The sequence below is a fragment of the Rhizobium sp. AQ_MP genome (assembly GCF_014237835.1).
Lineage (GTDB): Bacteria > Pseudomonadota > Alphaproteobacteria > Rhizobiales > Rhizobiaceae > Allorhizobium.
The window spans coordinates 1-17,978 of sequence record NZ_JACJVI010000011.1 but is presented as its reverse complement, the minus strand read 5'-3'; the positions used below and the strand labels follow the sequence as shown (position 1 = coordinate 17,978).

General features: G+C 66.0%; 23 protein-coding genes. 5 read left to right on the top strand and 18 right to left on the bottom strand.

Annotated elements, in window-relative coordinates; all coding sequences use genetic code 11:
* Positions 1-80: 80 nt before the first annotated feature.
* From H6M51_RS16255 to H6M51_RS16210, 10 genes are all read right to left on the bottom strand, one after another.
* Positions 81-488, bottom strand: a complete 408-nt coding sequence (locus tag H6M51_RS16255) for a hypothetical protein (protein ID WP_185810869.1) — start codon at positions 486-488, stop codon at positions 81-83.
* Positions 489-610: 122 nt separating this feature from the next.
* Positions 611-2,005 carry an ATP-binding protein gene (locus H6M51_RS16250; RefSeq protein ID WP_185810868.1) on the bottom strand — a complete coding sequence of 465 codons (1,395 nt, stop codon included), beginning with the start codon at positions 2,003-2,005 and terminating at the stop codon, positions 611-613.
* Positions 2,002-2,667 carry a response regulator transcription factor gene (locus H6M51_RS16245; RefSeq protein WP_102021540.1) on the bottom strand — a complete coding sequence of 222 codons (666 nt, stop codon included), beginning with the start codon at positions 2,665-2,667 and terminating at the stop codon, positions 2,002-2,004. The genes H6M51_RS16250 and H6M51_RS16245 overlap by 4 nt, the downstream gene beginning before the upstream one ends.
* 47 nt (positions 2,668-2,714) lie before the next feature.
* On the bottom strand, positions 2,715-2,954 hold the full coding sequence (locus tag H6M51_RS16240) for a hypothetical protein (RefSeq protein WP_185810867.1): 240 nt from the start codon (positions 2,952-2,954) through the stop codon (positions 2,715-2,717).
* Positions 2,955-3,189: 235 nt separating this feature from the next.
* Positions 3,190-3,399 carry a hypothetical protein gene (locus H6M51_RS16235; protein WP_185810866.1) on the bottom strand — a complete coding sequence of 70 codons (210 nt, stop codon included), beginning with the start codon at positions 3,397-3,399 and terminating at the stop codon, positions 3,190-3,192.
* A 23-nt stretch (positions 3,400-3,422) separates the two neighbouring features.
* Positions 3,423-7,199 carry a glycoside hydrolase/phage tail family protein gene (locus H6M51_RS16230; RefSeq protein ID WP_185810865.1) on the bottom strand — a complete coding sequence of 1,259 codons (3,777 nt, stop codon included), beginning with the start codon at positions 7,197-7,199 and terminating at the stop codon, positions 3,423-3,425.
* Positions 7,200-7,201: 2 nt separating this feature from the next.
* Positions 7,202-7,771, bottom strand: coding sequence for an NlpC/P60 family protein (locus H6M51_RS16225; RefSeq protein ID WP_185810864.1), 570 nt, complete (start codon positions 7,769-7,771; stop codon positions 7,202-7,204).
* 396 nt (positions 7,772-8,167) lie between these two features.
* Complete coding sequence (locus H6M51_RS16220) at positions 8,168-9,064, bottom strand: DUF2163 domain-containing protein (protein ID WP_185810863.1); 897 nt, start codon at positions 9,062-9,064, stop codon at positions 8,168-8,170.
* On the bottom strand, positions 9,061-9,693 hold the full coding sequence (locus H6M51_RS16215) for a DUF2460 domain-containing protein (RefSeq protein WP_185810862.1): 633 nt from the start codon (positions 9,691-9,693) through the stop codon (positions 9,061-9,063). The genes H6M51_RS16220 and H6M51_RS16215 overlap by 4 nt, the downstream gene beginning before the upstream one ends.
* A gap of 302 nt (positions 9,694-9,995) precedes the next feature.
* Positions 9,996-10,580, bottom strand: coding sequence for an NUDIX hydrolase (locus tag H6M51_RS16210; RefSeq protein WP_185810861.1), 585 nt, complete (start codon positions 10,578-10,580; stop codon positions 9,996-9,998).
* A gap of 231 nt (positions 10,581-10,811) precedes the next feature.
* Here H6M51_RS16210 and H6M51_RS16205 point away from each other — a divergent pair, with 231 nt between their 5' ends.
* Both H6M51_RS16205 and H6M51_RS16200 read left to right on the top strand, forming a co-directional pair.
* Positions 10,812-11,057, top strand: coding sequence for a type II toxin-antitoxin system VapB family antitoxin (locus H6M51_RS16205; RefSeq protein WP_185810860.1), 246 nt, complete (start codon positions 10,812-10,814; stop codon positions 11,055-11,057).
* Positions 11,057-11,461, top strand: a complete 405-nt coding sequence (locus H6M51_RS16200; RefSeq protein WP_185810859.1) for a type II toxin-antitoxin system VapC family toxin — start codon at positions 11,057-11,059, stop codon at positions 11,459-11,461. Before H6M51_RS16205 ends, H6M51_RS16200 begins: the two co-directional genes overlap by 1 nt.
* Positions 11,462-11,657: 196 nt before the next feature.
* Here H6M51_RS16200 and H6M51_RS16195 read toward each other — a convergent pair whose 3' ends face one another.
* Positions 11,658-12,278, bottom strand: a complete 621-nt coding sequence (locus H6M51_RS16195) for a phage tail tape measure protein (protein WP_185810858.1) — start codon at positions 12,276-12,278, stop codon at positions 11,658-11,660.
* Between the two features lie 123 nt (positions 12,279-12,401).
* On the opposite strand from H6M51_RS16195, the gene H6M51_RS16190 reads away from it, so the two are divergent.
* Positions 12,402-12,731, top strand: a complete 330-nt coding sequence (locus H6M51_RS16190; protein ID WP_185810857.1) for a nucleotidyltransferase domain-containing protein — start codon at positions 12,402-12,404, stop codon at positions 12,729-12,731.
* 99 nt (positions 12,732-12,830) lie between these two features.
* The gene (locus tag H6M51_RS16185) at positions 12,831-13,199 is read left to right on the top strand and encodes a hypothetical protein (protein ID WP_348644513.1); all 369 of its coding nucleotides are present in this window, start codon (positions 12,831-12,833) and stop codon (positions 13,197-13,199) included.
* Positions 13,200-13,250: 51 nt separating this feature from the next.
* On the opposite strand, the gene H6M51_RS16180 is transcribed toward H6M51_RS16185, so the two are convergent.
* Genes H6M51_RS16180 through H6M51_RS16170 form a run of 3 tightly spaced genes read right to left on the bottom strand, consistent with a single transcriptional unit; the run spans position 13,251 to position 14,291 of the window.
* The gene (locus H6M51_RS16180) at positions 13,251-13,454 is read right to left on the bottom strand and encodes a rcc01693 family protein (protein ID WP_281418968.1); all 204 of its coding nucleotides are present in this window, start codon (positions 13,452-13,454) and stop codon (positions 13,251-13,253) included.
* The gene (locus H6M51_RS16175) at positions 13,451-13,855 is read right to left on the bottom strand and encodes a gene transfer agent family protein (RefSeq protein ID WP_185810991.1); all 405 of its coding nucleotides are present in this window, start codon (positions 13,853-13,855) and stop codon (positions 13,451-13,453) included. The genes H6M51_RS16180 and H6M51_RS16175 overlap by 4 nt, the downstream gene beginning before the upstream one ends.
* A 28-nt stretch (positions 13,856-13,883) precedes the next feature.
* Positions 13,884-14,291, bottom strand: a complete 408-nt coding sequence (locus H6M51_RS16170; protein ID WP_185810854.1) for a phage major tail protein, TP901-1 family — start codon at positions 14,289-14,291, stop codon at positions 13,884-13,886.
* Between the two features lie 462 nt (positions 14,292-14,753).
* Here H6M51_RS16170 and H6M51_RS16165 point away from each other — a divergent pair, with 462 nt between their 5' ends.
* Positions 14,754-15,980 (top strand): MFS transporter, encoded by a 1,227-nt coding sequence (locus H6M51_RS16165; protein WP_185810853.1) that lies wholly within the window; start codon positions 14,754-14,756, stop codon positions 15,978-15,980.
* Between the two features lie 118 nt (positions 15,981-16,098).
* Here the strand turns inward: H6M51_RS16165 and H6M51_RS16160 are convergent, their stop codons facing one another.
* Genes H6M51_RS16160 through H6M51_RS16145 form a run of 4 tightly spaced genes read right to left on the bottom strand, consistent with a single transcriptional unit; the run spans position 16,099 to position 17,697 of the window.
* Positions 16,099-16,497 (bottom strand): DUF3168 domain-containing protein, encoded by a 399-nt coding sequence (locus tag H6M51_RS16160; RefSeq protein ID WP_185810852.1) that lies wholly within the window; start codon positions 16,495-16,497, stop codon positions 16,099-16,101.
* Positions 16,494-16,793 (bottom strand): hypothetical protein, encoded by a 300-nt coding sequence (locus tag H6M51_RS16155; RefSeq protein ID WP_185810851.1) that lies wholly within the window; start codon positions 16,791-16,793, stop codon positions 16,494-16,496. Before H6M51_RS16155 ends, H6M51_RS16160 begins: the two co-directional genes overlap by 4 nt.
* Positions 16,790-17,125, bottom strand: coding sequence for a phage head closure protein (locus H6M51_RS16150; protein WP_185810850.1), 336 nt, complete (start codon positions 17,123-17,125; stop codon positions 16,790-16,792). Before H6M51_RS16150 ends, H6M51_RS16155 begins: the two co-directional genes overlap by 4 nt.
* A 2-nt stretch (positions 17,126-17,127) precedes the next feature.
* Entirely contained in the window at positions 17,128-17,697 is a 570-nt protein-coding gene (locus H6M51_RS16145; RefSeq protein ID WP_185810849.1) for a phage head-tail connector protein, read from the bottom strand.
* Positions 17,698-17,978: the final 281 nt, after the last annotated feature.

The window sequence follows — 17,978 nt, the reverse complement described above, 5'->3', positions numbered from 1 at the left end:
TAACCCGCCCAGCCTTGACCCAAGTCAAGTGGGAGTGACACCGTTCTGCGTCAGTTTCGCTTCAAAGCCGGCCTCAGCCCTCAGCTCAGCGGCGTCCAGGTGCCGTTTTCGTTGCGGCAGGCAGCGCCGCGGGCCTGGCGTTCGCGGCCGTCACTGAAGACCTTGTGCGTGAACTGGCGACAGTTCTGCCGACCGACCTGGTAGGGGGCGGCGGCCACAACCTCGCCGCGAACTTCGCCGCTTGCCCAGGTGACGGGCTGGCCGCCCGGTGCTGCTTCGAGGGCGCGATATTCGGCTTCCAGTGCGCGCTGCGTCTCGCTGCGCGACAGCTCGACACCTGCACGGGCGACGATGCCGCCCTGGAGGGCGGAGATATAGAGGGCGGAATTGGCTGCTGCACCGCTCCCGCCGCCTGTGGTGGTGCAGCCCGCAAGGGCGAGCGACAAGAGGCCAGTGGCAGCGAGTATCCCGAAGCGTTTCATACCCATCAGACCGTTCCAAGTCCCGTCGATCGTTGCCGCCAGAAGGCGCATCTGCCGCTTTTGCACCTGACCTTAGTCGATCGCTGAAAGCTGTGCTATACACCTATGTAATTTCACAGGAAAATCAATCACGCAGTGTCCTTGGTCACAGCTGGTAGGATCAACTGTGCGCGAAGGCCGCCAATCCCGGCACGCGAAAGCCCGAAAGACCCCTGATACTCGCCGGAAATCTCCTTGACGATTGAAAGCCCGAGCCCGGTGCCCGGCTTGCTCTCGTCCAGTCTGCGGCCGCGTTTCAAGGCCTCACCGATCTGTTCGGGGGCAAGCCCCGGTCCGTCATCTTCCACCACGACTTCGATCCAGCCGCGACGGCCGTCGGTGACGTCATAGTCCCGCGTTGCCATGGTTGCCCTCGTGACCACCTTGGTGCGGGCAAAGCGCGAGGCATTCTCCAGGAGATTGCCCACGACCTCCTCGACGTCCTGTTGCTCCATGGCAAAGGTCAGATCCGGGGCAATATCAAGCTCAAAGGCAATCTCGCCATTCAACTTGCGCATGACGCGCGCCAGTCGCTCCATGACGGGCATGGCTTCGGTCCTTGCCAGCACGCTGTCACGCTGCGCCGCGATCCGGGCTCGGTTCAGATAGGAGGCCACCTGCGCCTGCATGGCCTCGGCCTGGGTGGCAATCACCTCGGCATGGGTCTTGTCGAGCGTGCGCGCCTCGTTCAGCAGAACGGCAATCGGCGTTTTCAGCGAATGCGCGAGATTGCCCACCTGCATGCGGGCCCGTTCGACGATACGCCTGTTGCTGTCGATCAGCGCATTGATCTCGTTGGCGAGCGGCTGGACCTCGCTGGGGAAATCACCTTCGATGCGTTCGGCTTCGCCACGGCGAATGCGCTCCAGCGCCCGGCGGGCGCGATCGAGCGGCTTCAGACCGTAGAGAATAGCGAGACCGTTGACGATCAGGCCGCCGATGCCGACCACCGCGAGCGCCGCATAAAGCCGACTTGTGAAGAAGGCGATTTCCTCTTCGATGACCTGCAGATTGCCCGAGACCCGGAAACGCGCCGCCCTCCCCTGGTCGTCCAGCACGACTTCCGTCTCGGCAACGCGGATGTGGTTGCCGACATCATCGACCATCTCGTAGTAGCGCTCGTAATTCTGATCGAACGGGGTGATCTCGACATCCGGCACGGCCAGATTGGCAACGCCGAGCGAGGCCGAAGCAAGCGGTGCCGTCGCGAAGTTACCGAGCGGCTCGACCAGCCAGTACCAGCCGGTCGATGGCTGGGAGAAACGCAGGTCGCCGAGCGCCGGCGAACCGGTCAGACTGTCGCCATCGCCGATCGAGACCGAGTTGACGACATTGTAGAGCTGGGCACGCAGGAGATTGTTGAAACCGCGTTCGACGCCCTGCCGGTAGAGGGCGGAAATCGCCACCGCGATCGTCACCAGACCGAGCGCCGACCAGAGGGTGGCGAGCAGCAGGACGCGCGCGGTGAGCGAGCGGATCTTCATTTCGCAGGGGCTTGGATGCGATAGCCGAGACCGCGGACCGTCTCGATCATGTCGACGCCGAGCTTCTTGCGCAGGCGGCCGACAAAGACCTCGATCGTGTTCGAATCACGATCGAAATCCTGGTCGTAGAGATGTTCGACCAGCTCGGTGCGCGAAACGACTTCACCCATGTGGTGCATCAGATAGGACAGGAGCCGGTATTCATGCGAAGTGAGCTTCAGCGTCACGCCCTCGACGGTGGCCTTGGAGCTCTTGGTGTCTAGCCGCACCGGGCCGCAGACGATTTCCGAGGAGGCATGGCCGGCCGCGCGGCGGATCAGCGCGCGGATGCGGGCGAGCACTTCCTCGACATGGAAGGGCTTGGTCACGTAGTCATCGGCACCGGCATCGATGCCGGCCACCTTGTCCGACCAGCGGTCACGGGCGGTCAGGATCAGCACCGGCATCACGCGGCTTGCAGCGCGCCATTTTTCCAGCACCGTAATTCCGTCCATTTCGGGCAGGCCGATATCAAGGATCACGGCGTCATAGGGCTCGGTATCGCCGAGAAAATGGCCTTCCTCTCCGTCGAAGGCCTTGTCGACGACGTAGCCTGCTTCCTGCAGAGCCTCGACCAGCTGGCGGTTCAAATTGACATCGTCTTCGACGACGAGAATGCGCATGCGGTTCACCCCTCGGTGCGGAGAGCTCGTTCAGTCCCGGCGGCGGCTCATTCTGCGACCCGCATCGTGACCTTGCGCGGCCGTTCGCTGCCGTTGCCGGGCACAAGAACAACGATCACGCATTCACCGCCCGATTCGTGCACGGAAAGCAACTGGCCGCCCACTTCGGCAACCACGCGTTCTGCCGCCTGTCGGCAGTCCGCCGCCACGGCATCGCCCCCGATTGCCGGCAGAGCCGCCACGGTCACGGCCAATGCCAGGCCCGCGCTTTTCATGAATGATGCCATTGCTGCTTCTTCTTGGATGACGTCCACTCTTGCAAATTATGTACCGCAAGCCTGCTGAATGGCAAATGAATGGTCTGTAATCGGGTGGGGATGTCAGCGTCGGGCCAACCTTGGCTCATCGCTCCTTGGAAGAGGACCTGGCGGTCAAATCAACGGCACCCACCGAAAACGCAAGCTTTCTAAACTTCAGATTTCGAAACTGAGGGATCGATTGTACAGGTGCAGCGCCCCACCCTCATCCGCCCACGCCTTTCGTCGCGGTCAGCCGCCCGTAGAGCGCCAGCAAGCCGCCGACCGTTCCGGCCAGCGTCGTCATGGCCTCGGCGACTTCTGCCTGTTCCGGCCCGCCCAGTTCCAATCCGGCCCGGTCGAGCAGCGGAGCCGCAATCGCGATCAGCGCGCCCCAGACGGTCTTCGACTGATACCAGGGTTTCATCTCCAGCATGTCTGTCTCCTCTTTGTTGAACATCAGGTGATGGCAATAACCGCCTCCAGCGGCATACCCGCCGCCAGCCGGCCGAGCTGGCGGACACGGATCGACAGCGCGGTCTGCGGCGCGCCGAAATCGGCCAGTTCATCGGTGGCCTGATAGAGATGCACGGCCTCGGTCACCTCGACCGAGCGAAGCACCGCGCTGCCACCCAGGATCTCCAGCCGGTAGCGCTCCTCAGCCTCGTCGAGCGGCACCTCGCCCTCCGTCCAGGCGTCGGCTTCGATGCGGCTGCGGCGGATCCAACGCATTAGAAGGTCGCCCGACGGCTGTCGCATGGCCTTCGCATGCACGGGCGAAAGCGGCGTCTCGGCTCGCAAGCCTCCGCCAAAGGCGAACGGCCCGGCAATCTCGGTCAGGAGACCCATGGGCTCCAGGATCCAGTTCTGTGTCGCCCCGCGCTCGGCACTCACCAGGCCCAGAGGCCGCACCGCCGCATCGAGCGCCACGACTTCGGCACCAACGGCAGCGCCCGCCGCCATGTCAGCCTCGGTCCCGCCCAGGCCGCGCAACAGTCCCGTCAGGCGAAACCGCCCTGCGCTCACCTCCTCGGCCTCGACGAAACCCAGCACTTCAAGCCCGCCCGTCACAGCCCGCACCGCCAGCCGGTTGGCCCCCGCCAGCACCGCGTTGCGACTGGCCGACGCCAGAGCGCCACTCGACAGATCCACCAGCAGGCTGTTGCCCCGGTCGACGCGCCCCACCGGCCCCGGGTCCAGAACTGCCGCCAGCCGCCCCATGGTCGCCGGACGGTCGAGGGTCAGCCGCAGCCGATAGCCCTCCGTCTCCGGCGAACTGGAGACTGCCAGCCGACGCCAGGGACGGCCGAAAGCTGCAACGCTCGCATCGCCGGCATGGCTCGTTCCCTCCAGCCGTGGCAGATCGAGGAAAGTGACGACAGGCTGAAAGCCCGCCGCGCCGCCGCCCTCGGGAACCCGCCCCGGCTCGACCGCTGCGGTCGGTGCTGCGACCTTGCCGGCAAAGGTGCGCAGGGTCAGCCGCCGCTCGAAACCCTCATCGATCGCCTGCACCAGGAAGCGGCCCTCCGGCCCTTCCTGAAAACGCAGCACGTCTCCTGGCTCGACGGCGATCTCGCCCGGTCCAAGCGCGAGCTGCAGCGTGCGGCGCGCCAGGCGGTTGTCTCGCAGCCAGCCCTCGGCGGCGGCCAGTGCGGTCTCCTCGGGCATTGCCGCCGGCAGGTCGCGCGCCAGTTGACGATCGGTCGCCGCCTCCACGCGCCTCGACCGCACGCTCGCCTCGACATAGGCCGCCGCCGGATCATAGAAGGTCACCAGCGCTTCGGAGGCAAAATCGCTGTCATGGCCGCGTATCTCGGTCCAGAGCGGACGGTCGGGGATGTCGGCCAGCACGGTGATCTCGCGGGCGGGAAGGCTCGCCGTCGGCCGGGTGCGGAATTTCAACCGCCCGGCATCCTCGATCACATCGATCTGGAACAACTCGATCAGCGGCTCGATCAGATCGCGCGGCGAGGTCAGATCACCCTTCACATACCCACCGAGGTCACCCGCCACTTCCGACACGTCGAAATCGAAAAAGCCGTGATCCCTCAGGATGGCCGCGATGGTGTCGGCCAGCGTCGCCGTGCCCAGCCGCCCGTTCAGCCAATGCCCCGTGCGCCAATTCGCGCCGTCGGCCCAGAGCGTCGTGTTCTGCGGAAAGGCCGGATAGGGCCGTGCATCCCAGGTCCAGGCATAGATTCTTTCGGGATCGACCATGCCGTCCGCCGTCCTCTCCTGCCAGTGCTTCAGATGCGCGTCGAGAAACCGGCGTTGCTGGCTGTCGCTGCGCAGCCCCACTGAGAAGTAGGGCCTGCCGCTTTCTGCCGATTTCGCATCGACGAAGATGTTCGGCTGGTTCGCCCCCTTGTCGACCGCCCCGCAGCCAAGTTCGGTCATCCAGACGGGTTTCATCCGCGGCATCCAGGCCGTGGGGCTCGCCTGCTCGACGCCGCCGATCCGGTTGAAATGCGGGTTTTCCCACCAGGATTTGAGATCCTTGAACCTGAAGACCCAGGGTTTGCCATAGGCGCCATCGGTAATCGGCGTCCTCACCCGGGCGCTGCGGTCCGCCCTACCGGCATAAAACCAGTCGAAGCCCTCGCCCGAGGTCAGCGCCCGGGCAAAACCCTCGGCATCGTCAGCACCGATAAGCCCGTCCGGGTTTTCCGCCTCGAGATCCTCGTCCCGCCAGTCGGCGAGCGGCATGTAGTTGTCGATGCCAACAGCCGTCACATCCGGGCTCGCCCAGAGCGGATCGAGATGGAAGAAAACATCCCCCGAGCCATCCGCCGGCTGGTGGCCGAAATACTCGGTCCAGTCGGCGCCGTAGGAGATCGCCGTTGCGCTCCCCAGAATGCCGCGCACTTCGGCCGCGAGATCAACCAGCGCCTCGACAAAGGGAAAGGCGTTTGTCCCGTCCCGCAGCGTCGTCAGGCCGCGCAGCTCCGAGCCGAGCAGGAAGGCATCGACGCCGCCCGCCTGAGCAGCGAGCGCTGCATAATGCAGCACGAGGCGGCGATAGCCCTCGCTGCGGTTGAGGAAGGTCGACACCTGCGCCCGCGCCGCCGCCATCTTGTCGGCGCCCGGCGGATAACAGGTGATCCGCCCCCGCCAGGGATAGGCGCCCTGCTCAGCCCCGCCATAGGGATCTGGCAAGCCGTTGCCGGCAGGAATATCCATCAGCACGAAGGGGTAGAGCGTCACCTTCAGGCCGCGCGCCTTCAAATCGCGGATCGCCTGGATCACGCTCTCGTCGCTGGGAGAACCGCCATAGGCCGGACCGCCGGCATGGCGGGAGACGACGTGAGCCTCGCTCCGCGACAGACCCGCGACACTCCAGGGCCGGCTTTCCTCGTTGCGAAACGCCACCTCGACGCCCGGCAGGACACGGCAGTCGCCAGCCCTCAAATCCGTGCCGAACCAGGCGACAACCAGCGCCACGCTTTCGAGGTTCGGGCAGAGCGCCTGCAACTCATCCAGCGAGGCCTGCCAGTCGGTGGCCGCAACCAGCGTGTTGCGGTTCAGCCAGCGCTTGGCGCCCTCACTTGGCACATCCGAAACCCGGATCGTCGCATAGCCATGCTCCGTCGCGCCGGGGATCATCGTCACCGCCCGGATCTTCTCCTCCAGCGCCCCAACGGGCCTGATGACTTCAAACTGGATGAGCGGAATGCGATTGCCGAAATCATCGAGCGGCAGCCGTTCGAAGACGGCATAGGCAAGGCCCCGATAGGCCGGCGCGTTGTCCGCCCCCTGCTTCGCTGCGATCAGCGGATCGACAGGCTGGCTCTCGGTGCCGCGATAGACGCGCATCTCGATTTCGGCCAGATCGAGCTCGCGCCCGTCCGCCCAGACCCGCCGCACGCCCGCAATCGGCCCTTCGCAGAGCCCGAGCGCCAGATTGGCATAGTAGCGATAGGTCGTGGTTCGCGTCCCGCCGGAGGATTTGGCGCCCGTGCGCTCGGTCACCGTCTCCTCCTCGAAGCGCGTCGCCCAGATCAGCGTGCCGCCCAGCCGCGCCGTGCCATAGAGCCTCGGGATAACTGTGCCTTCGCTCGCCCCGGAGAGCCGCGCAGACGAAAGCCGCGCCCCGTTGACCTCCCGCGTGCCGCTCAAAAGGCTGCGATCGATCATGCCGCCGGCCAGCGCGCCTGCCGCCTGGCCGATCGCGGCACCCACCGGGCCGAAGACCGAACCGAGGGCAGCGCCCGCCGCCTGCAGAAGAATGGTCGCCATCGTCAGATCCTTTCGGGAAAGCGATAGAGGCCGGCAATCTTGCGCCGCCAGCCCGGAACCAGCGCCGACATCGTCACCGCCGACTGCTCATAGGCATGGATGAAGGCATTGGGGACGACTTTGGAGGCCGCGGCATTCGCACGGTGGCCGTCCGGTTTAGGGAAAGCCGCGAGCCCCGGACCATAGCCCTGCCTGCCCCCCGCGTACCCGGAGCCATCCTTGTCAGCCTGGTCATGTTCTGCAGGCAGCAAGGCCAGGATCCCCGCATGTTTTGCCGCCAGATGCGGTCGAAAGCGAAACAGCACGAGATCGCCCGGCCGGCTCTGTTCAATGGACAGCACCGCCTCGAAATGCCGCTCGGCAGCCTCGATCAACCGCTCCTCCCCCGCCCGCTCCGCCCAGTCGGGCGCATAGGCCGGCACAGCCTCGGGCTCTGCCCCATAAAGCTCCCGCCAGATCCCGCGGATCAGCCCCAGACAATCGCAGCCCACCCCCTTCATCGCCCCCTGATGCCGATAGGGCGTGCCAATCCAGGTCCCGGCCAAGGCCAGGACGTCTGTGTTGATGGACATGGGAGGGCTCCGGGGTCTGGGGATGGGGATGGGGATGGGGATGGGGATGGGGATTTTAGGACGACGGATTTGAAAACGACGAAGGGATCGTGCGAAGGGCATCGCGGCCATGGAGGCGAGGAGCCCGCATTAGCATTGCCCCTCACCCTGAGGTGCCCTCGCGCCGCGACGGCCTCGAAGGGTCGAGGCCACGACGATTAGGTTTTCCCAAGGCCACCACATAGGTTGAATTCGAAGCTTCAGCCCCTCACCCTGCCCTCTCCCCGCAAGCGGGGAGAGGGGGCGCCAGCGCAAGCCATCTCGGCCTTCTCCCCGCCTGCGGGGAGAAGGTGCCGGCAGGCGGATGAGGGGCAAGCGCAGGCAGGGCTGCCCCTTCATGGGAAGAGCCTTGGCCCCTCACCGATACAACACCCCGCCATCATGGGTGCTGTCGCCGCTGACATAGGAATAGGCAAAATCGCTGCCCGGCATATGCGGAAAACCGCGGAAATTCAGGGAATTGCCGAAAGTTGCTCGACAGGTTGCAAAACTCTTGTCGCAGCCGACCGTCAGCGTCACGGCATCGCCTGCCGCCGGCCGCGCCTCCAGCGGCAGCCAGAGCCGGAGCGTCACCAAACCGCCTTCCGCCGCCCCGCTCTCCTCGATCGCCAGCCGCTGGCCCAAGAGCCGTCCCGCATCGAAGCCCAGATGCCCGAGCCGGAAATGTCCCGCGGCGAGATCCGGAAGCCCCGACACGGTCAGCCGATCCGCCGAGAGCACTTCGGCCACGAGCCCCGCCACCCGGCGATTGCCCAGACCCATATCCACCCGGCACCTCGCATCGCCGAGATCGGCATCACAGCGGCGGTTGTAGATCCGCCCCTCCGGCTGCTGCAGGCGGTGCGCGAAGCTCCGGAGCTCTGCCGAAAAGCCAGGCCCCGCCCGGCTCACCTCGCCGATCTCCTGCACGGTCACAAGCACATGCTGATCCTGCGGCGCCTGCCAGTTGACGAGAAACAGCTCGACCCGCGCCCCGTCATAACGCCCGGCCGCCAAATCCTCTTCCGTGATCGCCTCGCTCGAAAACCCGCCGCGCACCTCGGCACCCGGCGCCGCCAGCCCACTTGCGACGCTCGCCTCGGTCGCGGCAAAACCCGTCCCCGGCTCGAACACCGTGCCGCCAAAGACAAGCCGCTGATCATGCTCGGTCAAGCCGAGCCGAAATCCGTCACGGCAGGTCACTCGCCAGGCGCGGCACAGCGTCGTCTCAGCCGTCGCCAGGTGCGCGGCAAAGGCTTCTGGTAGCCGTTTCATGGGATGACCTCGATCAGCGGAATGGACGGAATGCGCCCGGCGCGAAAGGCTTCGAGATCGATCTCGATCCGGTCGGTGTCGAACCGCACCGGCACGTCGTAGTCGAAGCCCGCCCGGATCTCCGTGCCCTCACCCGGCACATGCCCGGCCGAAAACGTGACGATCCCGGTCGCCGCATCGCAGGCAAACCCCTCCGTCATCTCGACGCCATCGAGCGCGATCCGAACCGATCCCGCCACCGGCTTCACCACCGGCCGCCGCTCCACCGCCGCGCCGTCGCCATAGGCCTTCATGAGCTGAAACGCGGAGGTCCCGCCGTCGCCTGAGCCGATCCACTGGTCGAGCGCCGTCACCGCCTCGCCCGGCCGCGCCGATGAGCCATCGACGGGATCGCGAAAGCGAAAGCCATGCAGCTGCCCGCCGCGCGCCTCGAAGAACTCCAGCACCGCGTAGAGATCCGCGACAGACCGCACCGCCGTGCCGACATCGTAGCGACGTCTCGAAAACCGCCAGCGCCGATTGCGCGCCTCGCGCCCGTTGGACAGCGACACAATATCCGTCTGCCGCCCCGGCCCGCCGCTCGAGGTCAGCGACAGACGCAGCGGAAAACGCTGTTCATGAAAGGCCATGGCTGGCTCCGTTCGATGAATTGATGAACTGCGATGCTTCAACGCCCGCTTAAGCGGGCAGATCGACATGTGCTGTTGCGAAGGCTTCCCACCGTGCTGTGCGACGGCGCAGGCGGGTTGAGCCCTCCCCCTTGTGGGGAGGGTTGGGAGGGGTCTTTTGTCCACATGCTGCCCCCTGCCCCCGTGGGTAGAAGGGATCCCGATCGGTCGGCGGCATTAGGGACCGACAACCCGCCGCAGGCTCCCTCAACCTGAGGTGCCCGCGCTCCGCGCGGGCCTCGAAGGATCCCGTTCCTTCCGCCCTACGACCTGCGTTCCCGGTCGCGTGGCACCACTGTCAGATAACCGGCGGCAAGCAGGGCCGAATGCAACGAGGAGACATGCAGGGCCTGTCCCAGCAGCCCGTCGACGATCCCATCGAGTTCGTCGATCAGGCTCACCAGCTCAACCGTCAGGCCTTCTTCGCCCGTCTCCAACTTTGGGGTGGCACTCGGCACGGCCCCCTCGGCGAGAAAGGTGTGAAGCCTGTTGGTCTGCAGGGCCGGATTGGGGAAGCGGGTGGCGACCCTTTGGAAACGCGTCGCGGTATAACCGGTTTCCTCCAGCAATTCCCGCCGCGCAGCTGCTTCGATATCCCGGTCCAACCGGTCCACCGCACCGCCAGGCAACTCCAGGAACGTCCGCCCGGCCGCATGCCGATATTGCCGTGTCAGCACCAGATTCTGGTCTTCGGTAATGGCGACAACATTCACCCAGTCGGGATAGGAAAGCACGTAATAGGGATCGATCTCGTATCCCTCGGGGGTCTCACAGGTCTCCGCGCGCAGGTCGATCCAGCGATCCCTGACGACCTCCCGAATCCCGCGAACCGTCCACTTCCCGTCCATGCCCGTCTCCCTGCGAAACGCGCGATCGTAGACGCAAAGCCCATGCTTTCGCAAACGCTCCCCGCTACAGACGCCCTCATCCTGAGGCGCCCGCGCCCCGCGCGGGCCTCGAAGGATCAGCTTTCCTACTGCCTACTGCTCTACTCCGACCGACCGTTCCATCAACACGGCCTTGGAAAACCAGGCCCGCTGATCTACATTGGCGAGGCAAAAGATCTACATGGAGCCGCCATGGCCATCAATGTCAACAATCCGGAAGCCGATGCGCTGACGCGGCAGTTCGCGCAGATGGCCGGCGTCGGCATCACCGATGCCATCGTCATCGCCATGAAGGAAGCAATTGAAAGGCGCAGCCGTGCCGAGACGCCGCTCGAAACGGCAGCCCGCCTCAGAGCCAGATACGAGGTGGTGCCGGGCGACCTGGCGACCCATCCTTTGCCCCGGCAGGTCTTCGATGCGATGTGGGATGATGCCTGATGTTCGTCGATGCCTGCGCCATCATTGCGCTTTTGTCGGATGAACCCGAAGCGCAGCGCGTCTCCGATGCGATCGCGTCCGCCCGGCAGCCCTTCACCTCGCCGGTCGCCGTTCTTGAGACTGTCCTCGGGCTTGCCCGTCCGGAGAAATTCAATCTGGCCATTCCGGTTGCGGAAAGCCTGGTCATGGAGTTCCTTGAGACCCGAGGCATCGAAATTCGCGATCTGCCGCCCGCCGCAGAGACGGTGCGGCTGTCCCTCACCGCCGCCCATCGCTACCGCCAGGGCCGCCATGGCCTCAATCTCGGCGATTGCCTGCATTATGCCTGCGCGAAATTCCACGGCGTCCCGATCCTCGCCACAGCAGACGAGTTCCGCGCAACGGATCTGGAGGTCGTCGCCTGAGGTCATGGGCAGGTTTTTACCGGTGCCTGGCTGCGTGATCAGGCCCTGAACAAACACCCGCAACAGCTAGAGCACCACAGACGCCCTCACCCGGATGCGCATGCACTCCGCGCTGGCCTCGAAGGATCACCTTCCCTACTACCTACTGCCTACTACCTACTACCTACTACCTACTGCCCACTGCCCAATTCTGCCGTCACATCCCCCGCCGCCCGCGCCCGACAGAACGCGCCAGCATGGCCGTGATCTGCCCTTCGCTCTTAGCAAAACTCGCCGCATCGCTCGCCGTCACCTGGAAATGGATGACCGTCGTCCCGCCGCCGCCTTCGGCTGCAACACCGAGCGCCCCATCCGCCCCGCGCTTCAGCGGCAGGATCGCCTCCGCCCCCGCCTCGCCCATCAGCCCGGTCCCGCCGGCCATCGGGAAATAGGTGGGCGCCGAGACCACGCCGCCCTCGGCAAAAGGGATCACCCGCCCGGGCACGCCGCCTTGCGCAAAGGCACTCACGCCACCGCCCAACGGAGAGCCCAAACCCGCACTCAGCCCGGACGTCAGTCCGCCCACCAGATTGCCGGCGACGTCGCCGAGCAGATTTTCCAGCGGCTTCAGGCCCGCCGAAAGCGCGATGTCGGTGAGCCTCAGCCCCACCCCGCGCAACACCTCCTCCAGCCCCTTGCCGCCAGTCGCGGCCCCCTTCAGCGCCGAGGTCAGCGCCCGCCCGAAACTCGCCGAACGGCTTTCGAGCTCGTCGAGCACGGAAAGCGCCTCAGCGCCGTCGAGATCGACGGACAGCGCCAGCGTATCGTCATCGGTCATGGGATTTCCTTTTCTTCCGTAGCCCCGCTTGGGACTGGATCTCGTATCCCCTCCATTCTCGAAGGCTTTGGCCACTTCCGGTCGTGTCACACCTGCGGTACAGTCATCGAAGGAGAAAAGCCGATGAACCGCATGCAATCGTTGATCGCCGAAAGGCTTGAACCCAGGCTCGCATTGGCTCAGCGTCTCGTGGCCGCAATCGTGCAAGAGGCCGCTGGCGCAGGGATCGTCATCACGCCCATCGGTTCACTGGCGCGTGGCGATTTTCGCATTCATTCGGATATCGATCTTCTGGTTCGAGGCCCTCTATCGCCAGCGCGCCGTCTGCGGGCAGAGCAAATCGCAGCCTCTCATTTGCGCGGCACCCATCTGCCGTATGATCTCATCTTCGAGGCCGATCTTGAGGCTGACAGGGTAGACGAGCTTTTGCATGACGCCCTTCACGCTTGCTGAATTCTCGCGGCTTTCGCCAAGGCTCGACCGCTGCGATCGCGAGCTCGGCCAGCTCAGCGATTTCTTTGCGCGCCACCGAGGCGATGTCCTGGCAGGTGACTGGGCGCCGTCTCGGCTGCGTCGCTTGGCGTCCACAACGTCTATAACGGGATCGAGGACATCCTGATGAGTCTGGCGCGCGATCTTGATGGCTCGGCCCCGACAGGCCCCACACTGCACCAGGACATACTGGACCAGATGGCCTCGGAACTGGCGGGCCGCAGACCGGCACTGCTCACGCCCGATCTGCATATGCAGCTTACCGAACTCAAGGGCTTCCGCCACCTCGTCAGACACAAATATGGCTTCGATCTCAAGCCCGAGAAAGTCGTCGACAATGTCGAGCGGCTGCAGCACGTCTTCCCGACATTTGCCAAGCGCCTAAAGGACCTGCACGACCAGCTTGCCGAACGCTCCATCTCTCCCTGAGGCACCTTCGCCCCGCGAGGTCCTCGAAGCGCACAGACAGCCCCGCCGGCACTAATCCGGAAACCTTTGCATCAGAGCCTGCACGTCCTGCCGCGACAGGCGGGCAGGCTCGCCAAACGCCCCCGCCATGGCCGCCAGTTCCGGCAGGCTCAGGCCCCAGAACACGTGAGGAGACAGCCGCAGACGCGCGAGCCCGAGCGTCATCGCCGCCCCCCACGGAAACGGCAGAACATCTCGCCCGCCTGCGGCCCTCAAGGGGAGGCGCCGCCCTCGCCGGTTTTCCGCTCGCTTGGAGCCCGATCCGACGGTGCGACACCATCCTGCTCAGCCCCGAAGGTCACCGCCAGCAATTCACCGACCACCCGGGCTGCCCCCGCCACGCCGCCATCCACCGCCATCTCCGCCACGTCTGCATCCGACAATCGGTTGCCGCCGCCGCGCAGACCGCAGGCGAGAATGCGGGTGAGATCGGCACTTTTCAGCCGGCCGCTCGCAAACCGCGCTGCGAGATCGACCAGGCTCTCTGCCCCAAAGGCCGTCTCCAGTTCGGCCAGGGCCCCGAGCGTCAAACACAAGATCCGGCGCTCGCCGTCGATCACCGCCTCCACCTCGCCGCGATGGCGGTTGGCGCGGTTGACGGTCACCGGCTCGCGCATCTCGCGATCATAGCCCCGCATGGCCGCCTCACAGCGCCGCGAAGGAAACGGCACCGGCCGATTCCAGCGCGATCTCGAAGGTCACCTCGCCGTCGTGATTGCCGGCATAATCGAGTGCCGTCACCTGAAACGGCGCCGTCACCGTGCCGAAATCCGGGATCACCACCTGATAGGTCAGGATCGATCCGGCAAAGAAGGCCGCCCGCACCAGCGCATCCGAAGCCGCGTCCTTGAACAGGCCCGAGCCCGTCAGCCCCGCGCGCCTGACGCCCGCCCCCTCCAGCAGTTCCCGCCAGCGCCCGGCGCTTTCGCTGTCGGTCACATCGACCGACTGCGCATTGAACGCCAGCCGCCGAGCCCGCAAGCCCGCCACCGTCACAAACCCCGCCCCATCCTCGACCTTCAGCAACAGATCCTTGCCCTTCTGCGCACCCATGGCGTCTCTCCTTTGAAGATGTGATTGTCGAATGCGGCACTCCGCCTCCCCCTTGATGCGGGAGGTCGCTGCGAAGCGGCGGGTGGGGTTGACCCGCGCCAAGCGCTGAGAGTTCCGGGACCCGGTCACCCCACCCCGGACCTACGGTCCGACCCTCCCCCTCAAGGGGAGGGTGGAGGCAAACACGTCCGTATCCCCTCACCCTGAGGTGCCCGGCTCAGCCGGGCCTCGAAGGGTCGAGGCCACGGCGCCCCCATCTCCCCCCTTGCGGGGGAGAACGGAAAATCGAAGGGTTAGGCGAGCGCAAGCCGCCTAAACTTCAGATTTTCCAAGAGGGGGGCAGCGTGCCGTTGGCAATCACCTAACTGCGCCCCCCAAGCAAAATTTCGCCCTATCGCCCGTGGCTCGACCGGCCTAGAAGGAACACCCCGCCCGAAATTCCTTCCCCTCCGAGTCCCCCGCATGAACATGCCCCGCACCACCCTCGTCGCCGCGCTTGCGGTCTCGCAGATCCTCGGCTGGGGCACGACCTATGAAATGCCCGCCGTCTTCGGCCGCGCCATGGCCGCCGATCTCGGGCTTGCCAATGAAATGGCCTTTGCAGGGCTGACGGTCATGATGCTCATGATGGCCTTTCTCGGCCCCTTTACCGGGCGGCAGATTGCCCGGCATGGGGCGTCTCGCGTGCTTGCCATTGGCTCGGTGCTGATGGCCGCGGGTCTCATCACCCTGGCCCTCTCCACCAGCCTTGCGACCTATGCGCTGGCCTGGCTGATCCTTGGCGCCGGCGGCTCTTTTGCGCTCACCGTGCCGGCCTTTGCCGCCGTCGTCGAACGCGAGGGCCGCGAGGCCCGGCGCGCCATCGGCATCCTGATGATTTTTACCGGCCTCTCCTCGGCCGTCTGCTGGCCGCTGCTGACGCTTGCCGGTGATGCCCTCGGCTGGCGCGGTGCGCTGTTTGCGGCAGCCGGCGCCCAGCTGGTCATCGCGCTTCCCGTGCACCTGGCGCTTGGCCGCATCGCCATCACCCGCTCGGCGGAAGACCGCGCTGCCGATGCCATCGAACCGCTCGCCCTGAGCCGCGGCATGGCGACTGCCGCCTTTCTGCTGATCGCCCTGTCGAGCTCGCTGTCCAGCCTGATGACCTTTGGCCTCTCGCCGCAACTCCTGCATATCCTGGAACTCTCGGGCGCGACACCGGCGCTTGCGCTGCAGCTCGGTTCGCTGCGCGCCGTCTTCGGCATCTCCGCCCGCGCCGTCGATCTGGTGCTCGGGAAATACACCTCCCCGATCACCACGGGACTGGCCGGCGCCGCCATGCTGACCGGCTCCACGCTGCTCCTGATCTTCTGGTCCGGCACACCGTCGAGCCTTCTCATCTTCACCGCGCTCTATGGCTTCGGCTCCGGCGTCAGCGCGCTTGCGCGTGCCACCATGCCGCTCGCCTTCTTCTCGGCCAGCCGCTTCGCCCGCCAGTCGGCACGGCTGTCCCTGCCGCAAAACCTCGCCAATGCCACCGCCCCCGTGCTGATGACCGCCGTCATCGATCGCGCCGGCATCTCCACCGGCCTCGTCCTCGCCACCCTGCTCGCCGCCACGGGTTTCGCGGCGATCGTAGCGCTGGCGTTGATTGCGCGGCGGGGACGGGTGGAAGGCGACGGCTTGACCATCATCAGCCCCTTATCCTGAGGTGCCGGGCGAAGCCCGGCCTCGAAGGATCAAGGCCACCCGATAAACCACGACTGGATCCTTCGAGGCCCGCGCGTCGCGCGGGCACCTCAGGATGAGGTCTCAACGGGTGGAGATCTCACTCCACCACCGCCCGAAACCCCGCCTCCGTGACAAACAGCCCGGCCTTCACCTCCCGCCGGCTTGCTGTCCGGCGATGGCGAAAATTCACCAGGCGAAACCCGCCCATCATCTCCGGCAAGCCGTCGGCCACCCGCCTCACCTCCGCCACCAGCCCTTCGGCCTCGCGGCGCGACACCGCACTCCAGGCCTCCAGCGTCAGCAGGATTTCCGCCCCTTCCGCCTCACCGGTGGAAAAATCCCGCGCCTCGACCGTTGCGACCACCAGCGCCGGAAAACGCTGCGGCCGGACCGTCCGGTCGGAGAGCCCTTGGACCCCGAGGGATGCCATCAGCGCCGCATCCGCCTTCACCGTCTGTTGAAGTGCCGCCAGCAAGGCATTGACCGCATTCGTCATCTGAGCTCCCCCCGATTGCGGGCAGGTCGCGCCCCACCCGGAAGCGGCAGGGCCGCGAGGTCGGTTCCGCCTATCGAATCCCGCTTGTTGTCGGACCGCGCCTGTCCGGCCTCGCCGCCATCCCTGTCGCCAACGCCCTGCCCGACCGAAGCCCAGGCGGGGGCCGACTGCGCATGTCCGTCGGTCGAAACCCCATCCCTCCGCCGCGCCAGCCGATCCCGCAGCGCCCGTCGCAGCAACTGGCCGAGCCGCGCGCCCGTTTCCTCCAGCGCTGTCCTTTCCCGCCCGCCGCTCATCCCGTCACCTCGCGGCAGAGCGCCAGCCGAAACCGCCCGGTCTCATCCGGATCGCGCAGGGCCAGGATCTCGAACACCCGCGCCCCTTTCCGAAACTGCTGTCCGGCCGCCAGATCACTTCGCGCCCTGACCGTCACATGATGCGTCACCGTCGCCGAGAGCCCCGGCCCCTTCTCCTCCTCGGCAAAGGATCGCGGCTCGATCAGCGCCCAGACACGCGCAACCTCGACGAACCCCGTCACCGCCCCGCCCTGCCCGTCGTCCACCGGCTCCGGCCGCTCCAGCACAAGCCGCGCCGTCAGCCTACCGGCATCGATATCCAGCAAGACCATGCTCAGAGCCCCCGCCGGCAGAAAGGCGCGATCAGCCGCTCGTAACCCGGCGGCAGCAATGCCGGCTGGGCATCGACAGAGACCACGCCCCGGCAGGCAAACATCGCCGCCACATGCAAAAGCATCGCCCGCTTCAGCGTTTCCGGCACATCCGGACCGCTCTCGCCAAAACCAGCCGAGAACTCCACCTCAATCCCGTTCATCGCCCGCCCCGGCTCCGGCACCGCGCGCAGCCAAAGCCGCGCCGGCCGCGCCTCGCCATCCAGCAGATGCCCGGCGAGATCCACCGCCTGCGGCTCCCCCTCGCCATCATAGACCGTCACCGAAGACACGGCCCGGACCGGCCCGCGCGCAATCGTGACGATCCCATCCGCCGGCCAGTCGTCGAGGCACAGCCTGAAATTCCTGGCTGCCAGCACCATCCCCGTCTCCCGCTCCAGATGTTCGCGGGCGACGACGGCGAGTGCTGCAAGCAACCCATCCTCCTCCTCGGTATCAAGCCTCAGATGCGCCCTGATCTCGCCAAGCGTCAGCGGCTCCACCACGGGTGAAGTGAGTTCGATGATGGTCATGGGGGGGTTCCTTTGAGTCTGGGAAATGTAGATACCTGCGGCAGGCCCGCGCCCCTCATCCGCCCTTCGGGCACCTTCTCCCCGTGAACGGGGAGAAGGAGTCTCCGCCGCCAGCCGAGTTCGGCCTTCTCCCCGCCTGCGGGGAGAAGGTGGCGGCAGCCGGATGAGGGGCAACATGGCAAAGCAAGGGCCGCACCACCCCACCTTGTAACTTCCCGAAAGCCGCGTTTGAGGCTGTAATGGCAGGCGCGGTGGCGGATGGGAGACCGACACACCTCAGG

What these genes read in the sequence shown, in the direction of transcription:
- H6M51_RS16250 (WP_185810868.1), bottom strand. Translation starts at nt 2,005, where the DNA reads ATGAAGATCCGCTCGCTCACCGCGCGCGTCCTGCTGCTCGCCACCCTC.
- H6M51_RS16165 (WP_185810853.1), top strand. Translation starts at nt 14,754, where the DNA reads ATGAACATGCCCCGCACCACCCTCGTCGCCGCGCTTGCGGTCTCGCAG.
- H6M51_RS16205 (WP_185810860.1), top strand. Translation starts at nt 10,812, where the DNA reads ATGGCCATCAATGTCAACAATCCGGAAGCCGATGCGCTGACGCGGCAG.
- H6M51_RS16150 (WP_185810850.1), bottom strand. Translation starts at nt 17,125, where the DNA reads ATGGTCTTGCTGGATATCGATGCCGGTAGGCTGACGGCGCGGCTTGTG.
- H6M51_RS16255 (WP_185810869.1), bottom strand. Translation starts at nt 488, where the DNA reads ATGGGTATGAAACGCTTCGGGATACTCGCTGCCACTGGCCTCTTGTCG.
- H6M51_RS16155 (WP_185810851.1), bottom strand. Translation starts at nt 16,793, where the DNA reads ATGAGCGGCGGGCGGGAAAGGACAGCGCTGGAGGAAACGGGCGCGCGG.
- H6M51_RS16240 (WP_185810867.1), bottom strand. Translation starts at nt 2,954, where the DNA reads ATGGCATCATTCATGAAAAGCGCGGGCCTGGCATTGGCCGTGACCGTG.
- H6M51_RS16225 (WP_185810864.1), bottom strand. Translation starts at nt 7,771, where the DNA reads ATGTCCATCAACACAGACGTCCTGGCCTTGGCCGGGACCTGGATTGGC.
- H6M51_RS16160 (WP_185810852.1), bottom strand. Translation starts at nt 16,497, where the DNA reads ATGACGAATGCGGTCAATGCCTTGCTGGCGGCACTTCAACAGACGGTG.
- H6M51_RS16175 (WP_185810991.1), bottom strand. Translation starts at nt 13,855, where the DNA reads ATGCGCGAGCCGGTGACCGTCAACCGCGCCAACCGCCATCGCGGCGAG.
- H6M51_RS16170 (WP_185810854.1), bottom strand. Translation starts at nt 14,291, where the DNA reads ATGGGTGCGCAGAAGGGCAAGGATCTGTTGCTGAAGGTCGAGGATGGG.
- H6M51_RS16190 (WP_185810857.1), top strand. Translation starts at nt 12,402, where the DNA reads ATGAACCGCATGCAATCGTTGATCGCCGAAAGGCTTGAACCCAGGCTC.
- H6M51_RS16230 (WP_185810865.1), bottom strand. Translation starts at nt 7,199, where the DNA reads ATGGCGACCATTCTTCTGCAGGCGGCGGGCGCTGCCCTCGGTTCGGTC.
- H6M51_RS16195 (WP_185810858.1), bottom strand. Translation starts at nt 12,278, where the DNA reads ATGACCGATGACGATACGCTGGCGCTGTCCGTCGATCTCGACGGCGCT.
- H6M51_RS16235 (WP_185810866.1), bottom strand. Translation starts at nt 3,399, where the DNA reads ATGCTGGAGATGAAACCCTGGTATCAGTCGAAGACCGTCTGGGGCGCG.
- H6M51_RS16210 (WP_185810861.1), bottom strand. Translation starts at nt 10,580, where the DNA reads ATGGACGGGAAGTGGACGGTTCGCGGGATTCGGGAGGTCGTCAGGGAT.
- H6M51_RS16220 (WP_185810863.1), bottom strand. Translation starts at nt 9,064, where the DNA reads ATGAAACGGCTACCAGAAGCCTTTGCCGCGCACCTGGCGACGGCTGAG.
- H6M51_RS16200 (WP_185810859.1), top strand. Translation starts at nt 11,057, where the DNA reads ATGTTCGTCGATGCCTGCGCCATCATTGCGCTTTTGTCGGATGAACCC.
- H6M51_RS16215 (WP_185810862.1), bottom strand. Translation starts at nt 9,693, where the DNA reads ATGGCCTTTCATGAACAGCGTTTTCCGCTGCGTCTGTCGCTGACCTCG.
- H6M51_RS16145 (WP_185810849.1), bottom strand. Translation starts at nt 17,697, where the DNA reads ATGACCATCATCGAACTCACTTCACCCGTGGTGGAGCCGCTGACGCTT.
- H6M51_RS16245 (WP_102021540.1), bottom strand. Translation starts at nt 2,667, where the DNA reads ATGCGCATTCTCGTCGTCGAAGACGATGTCAATTTGAACCGCCAGCTG.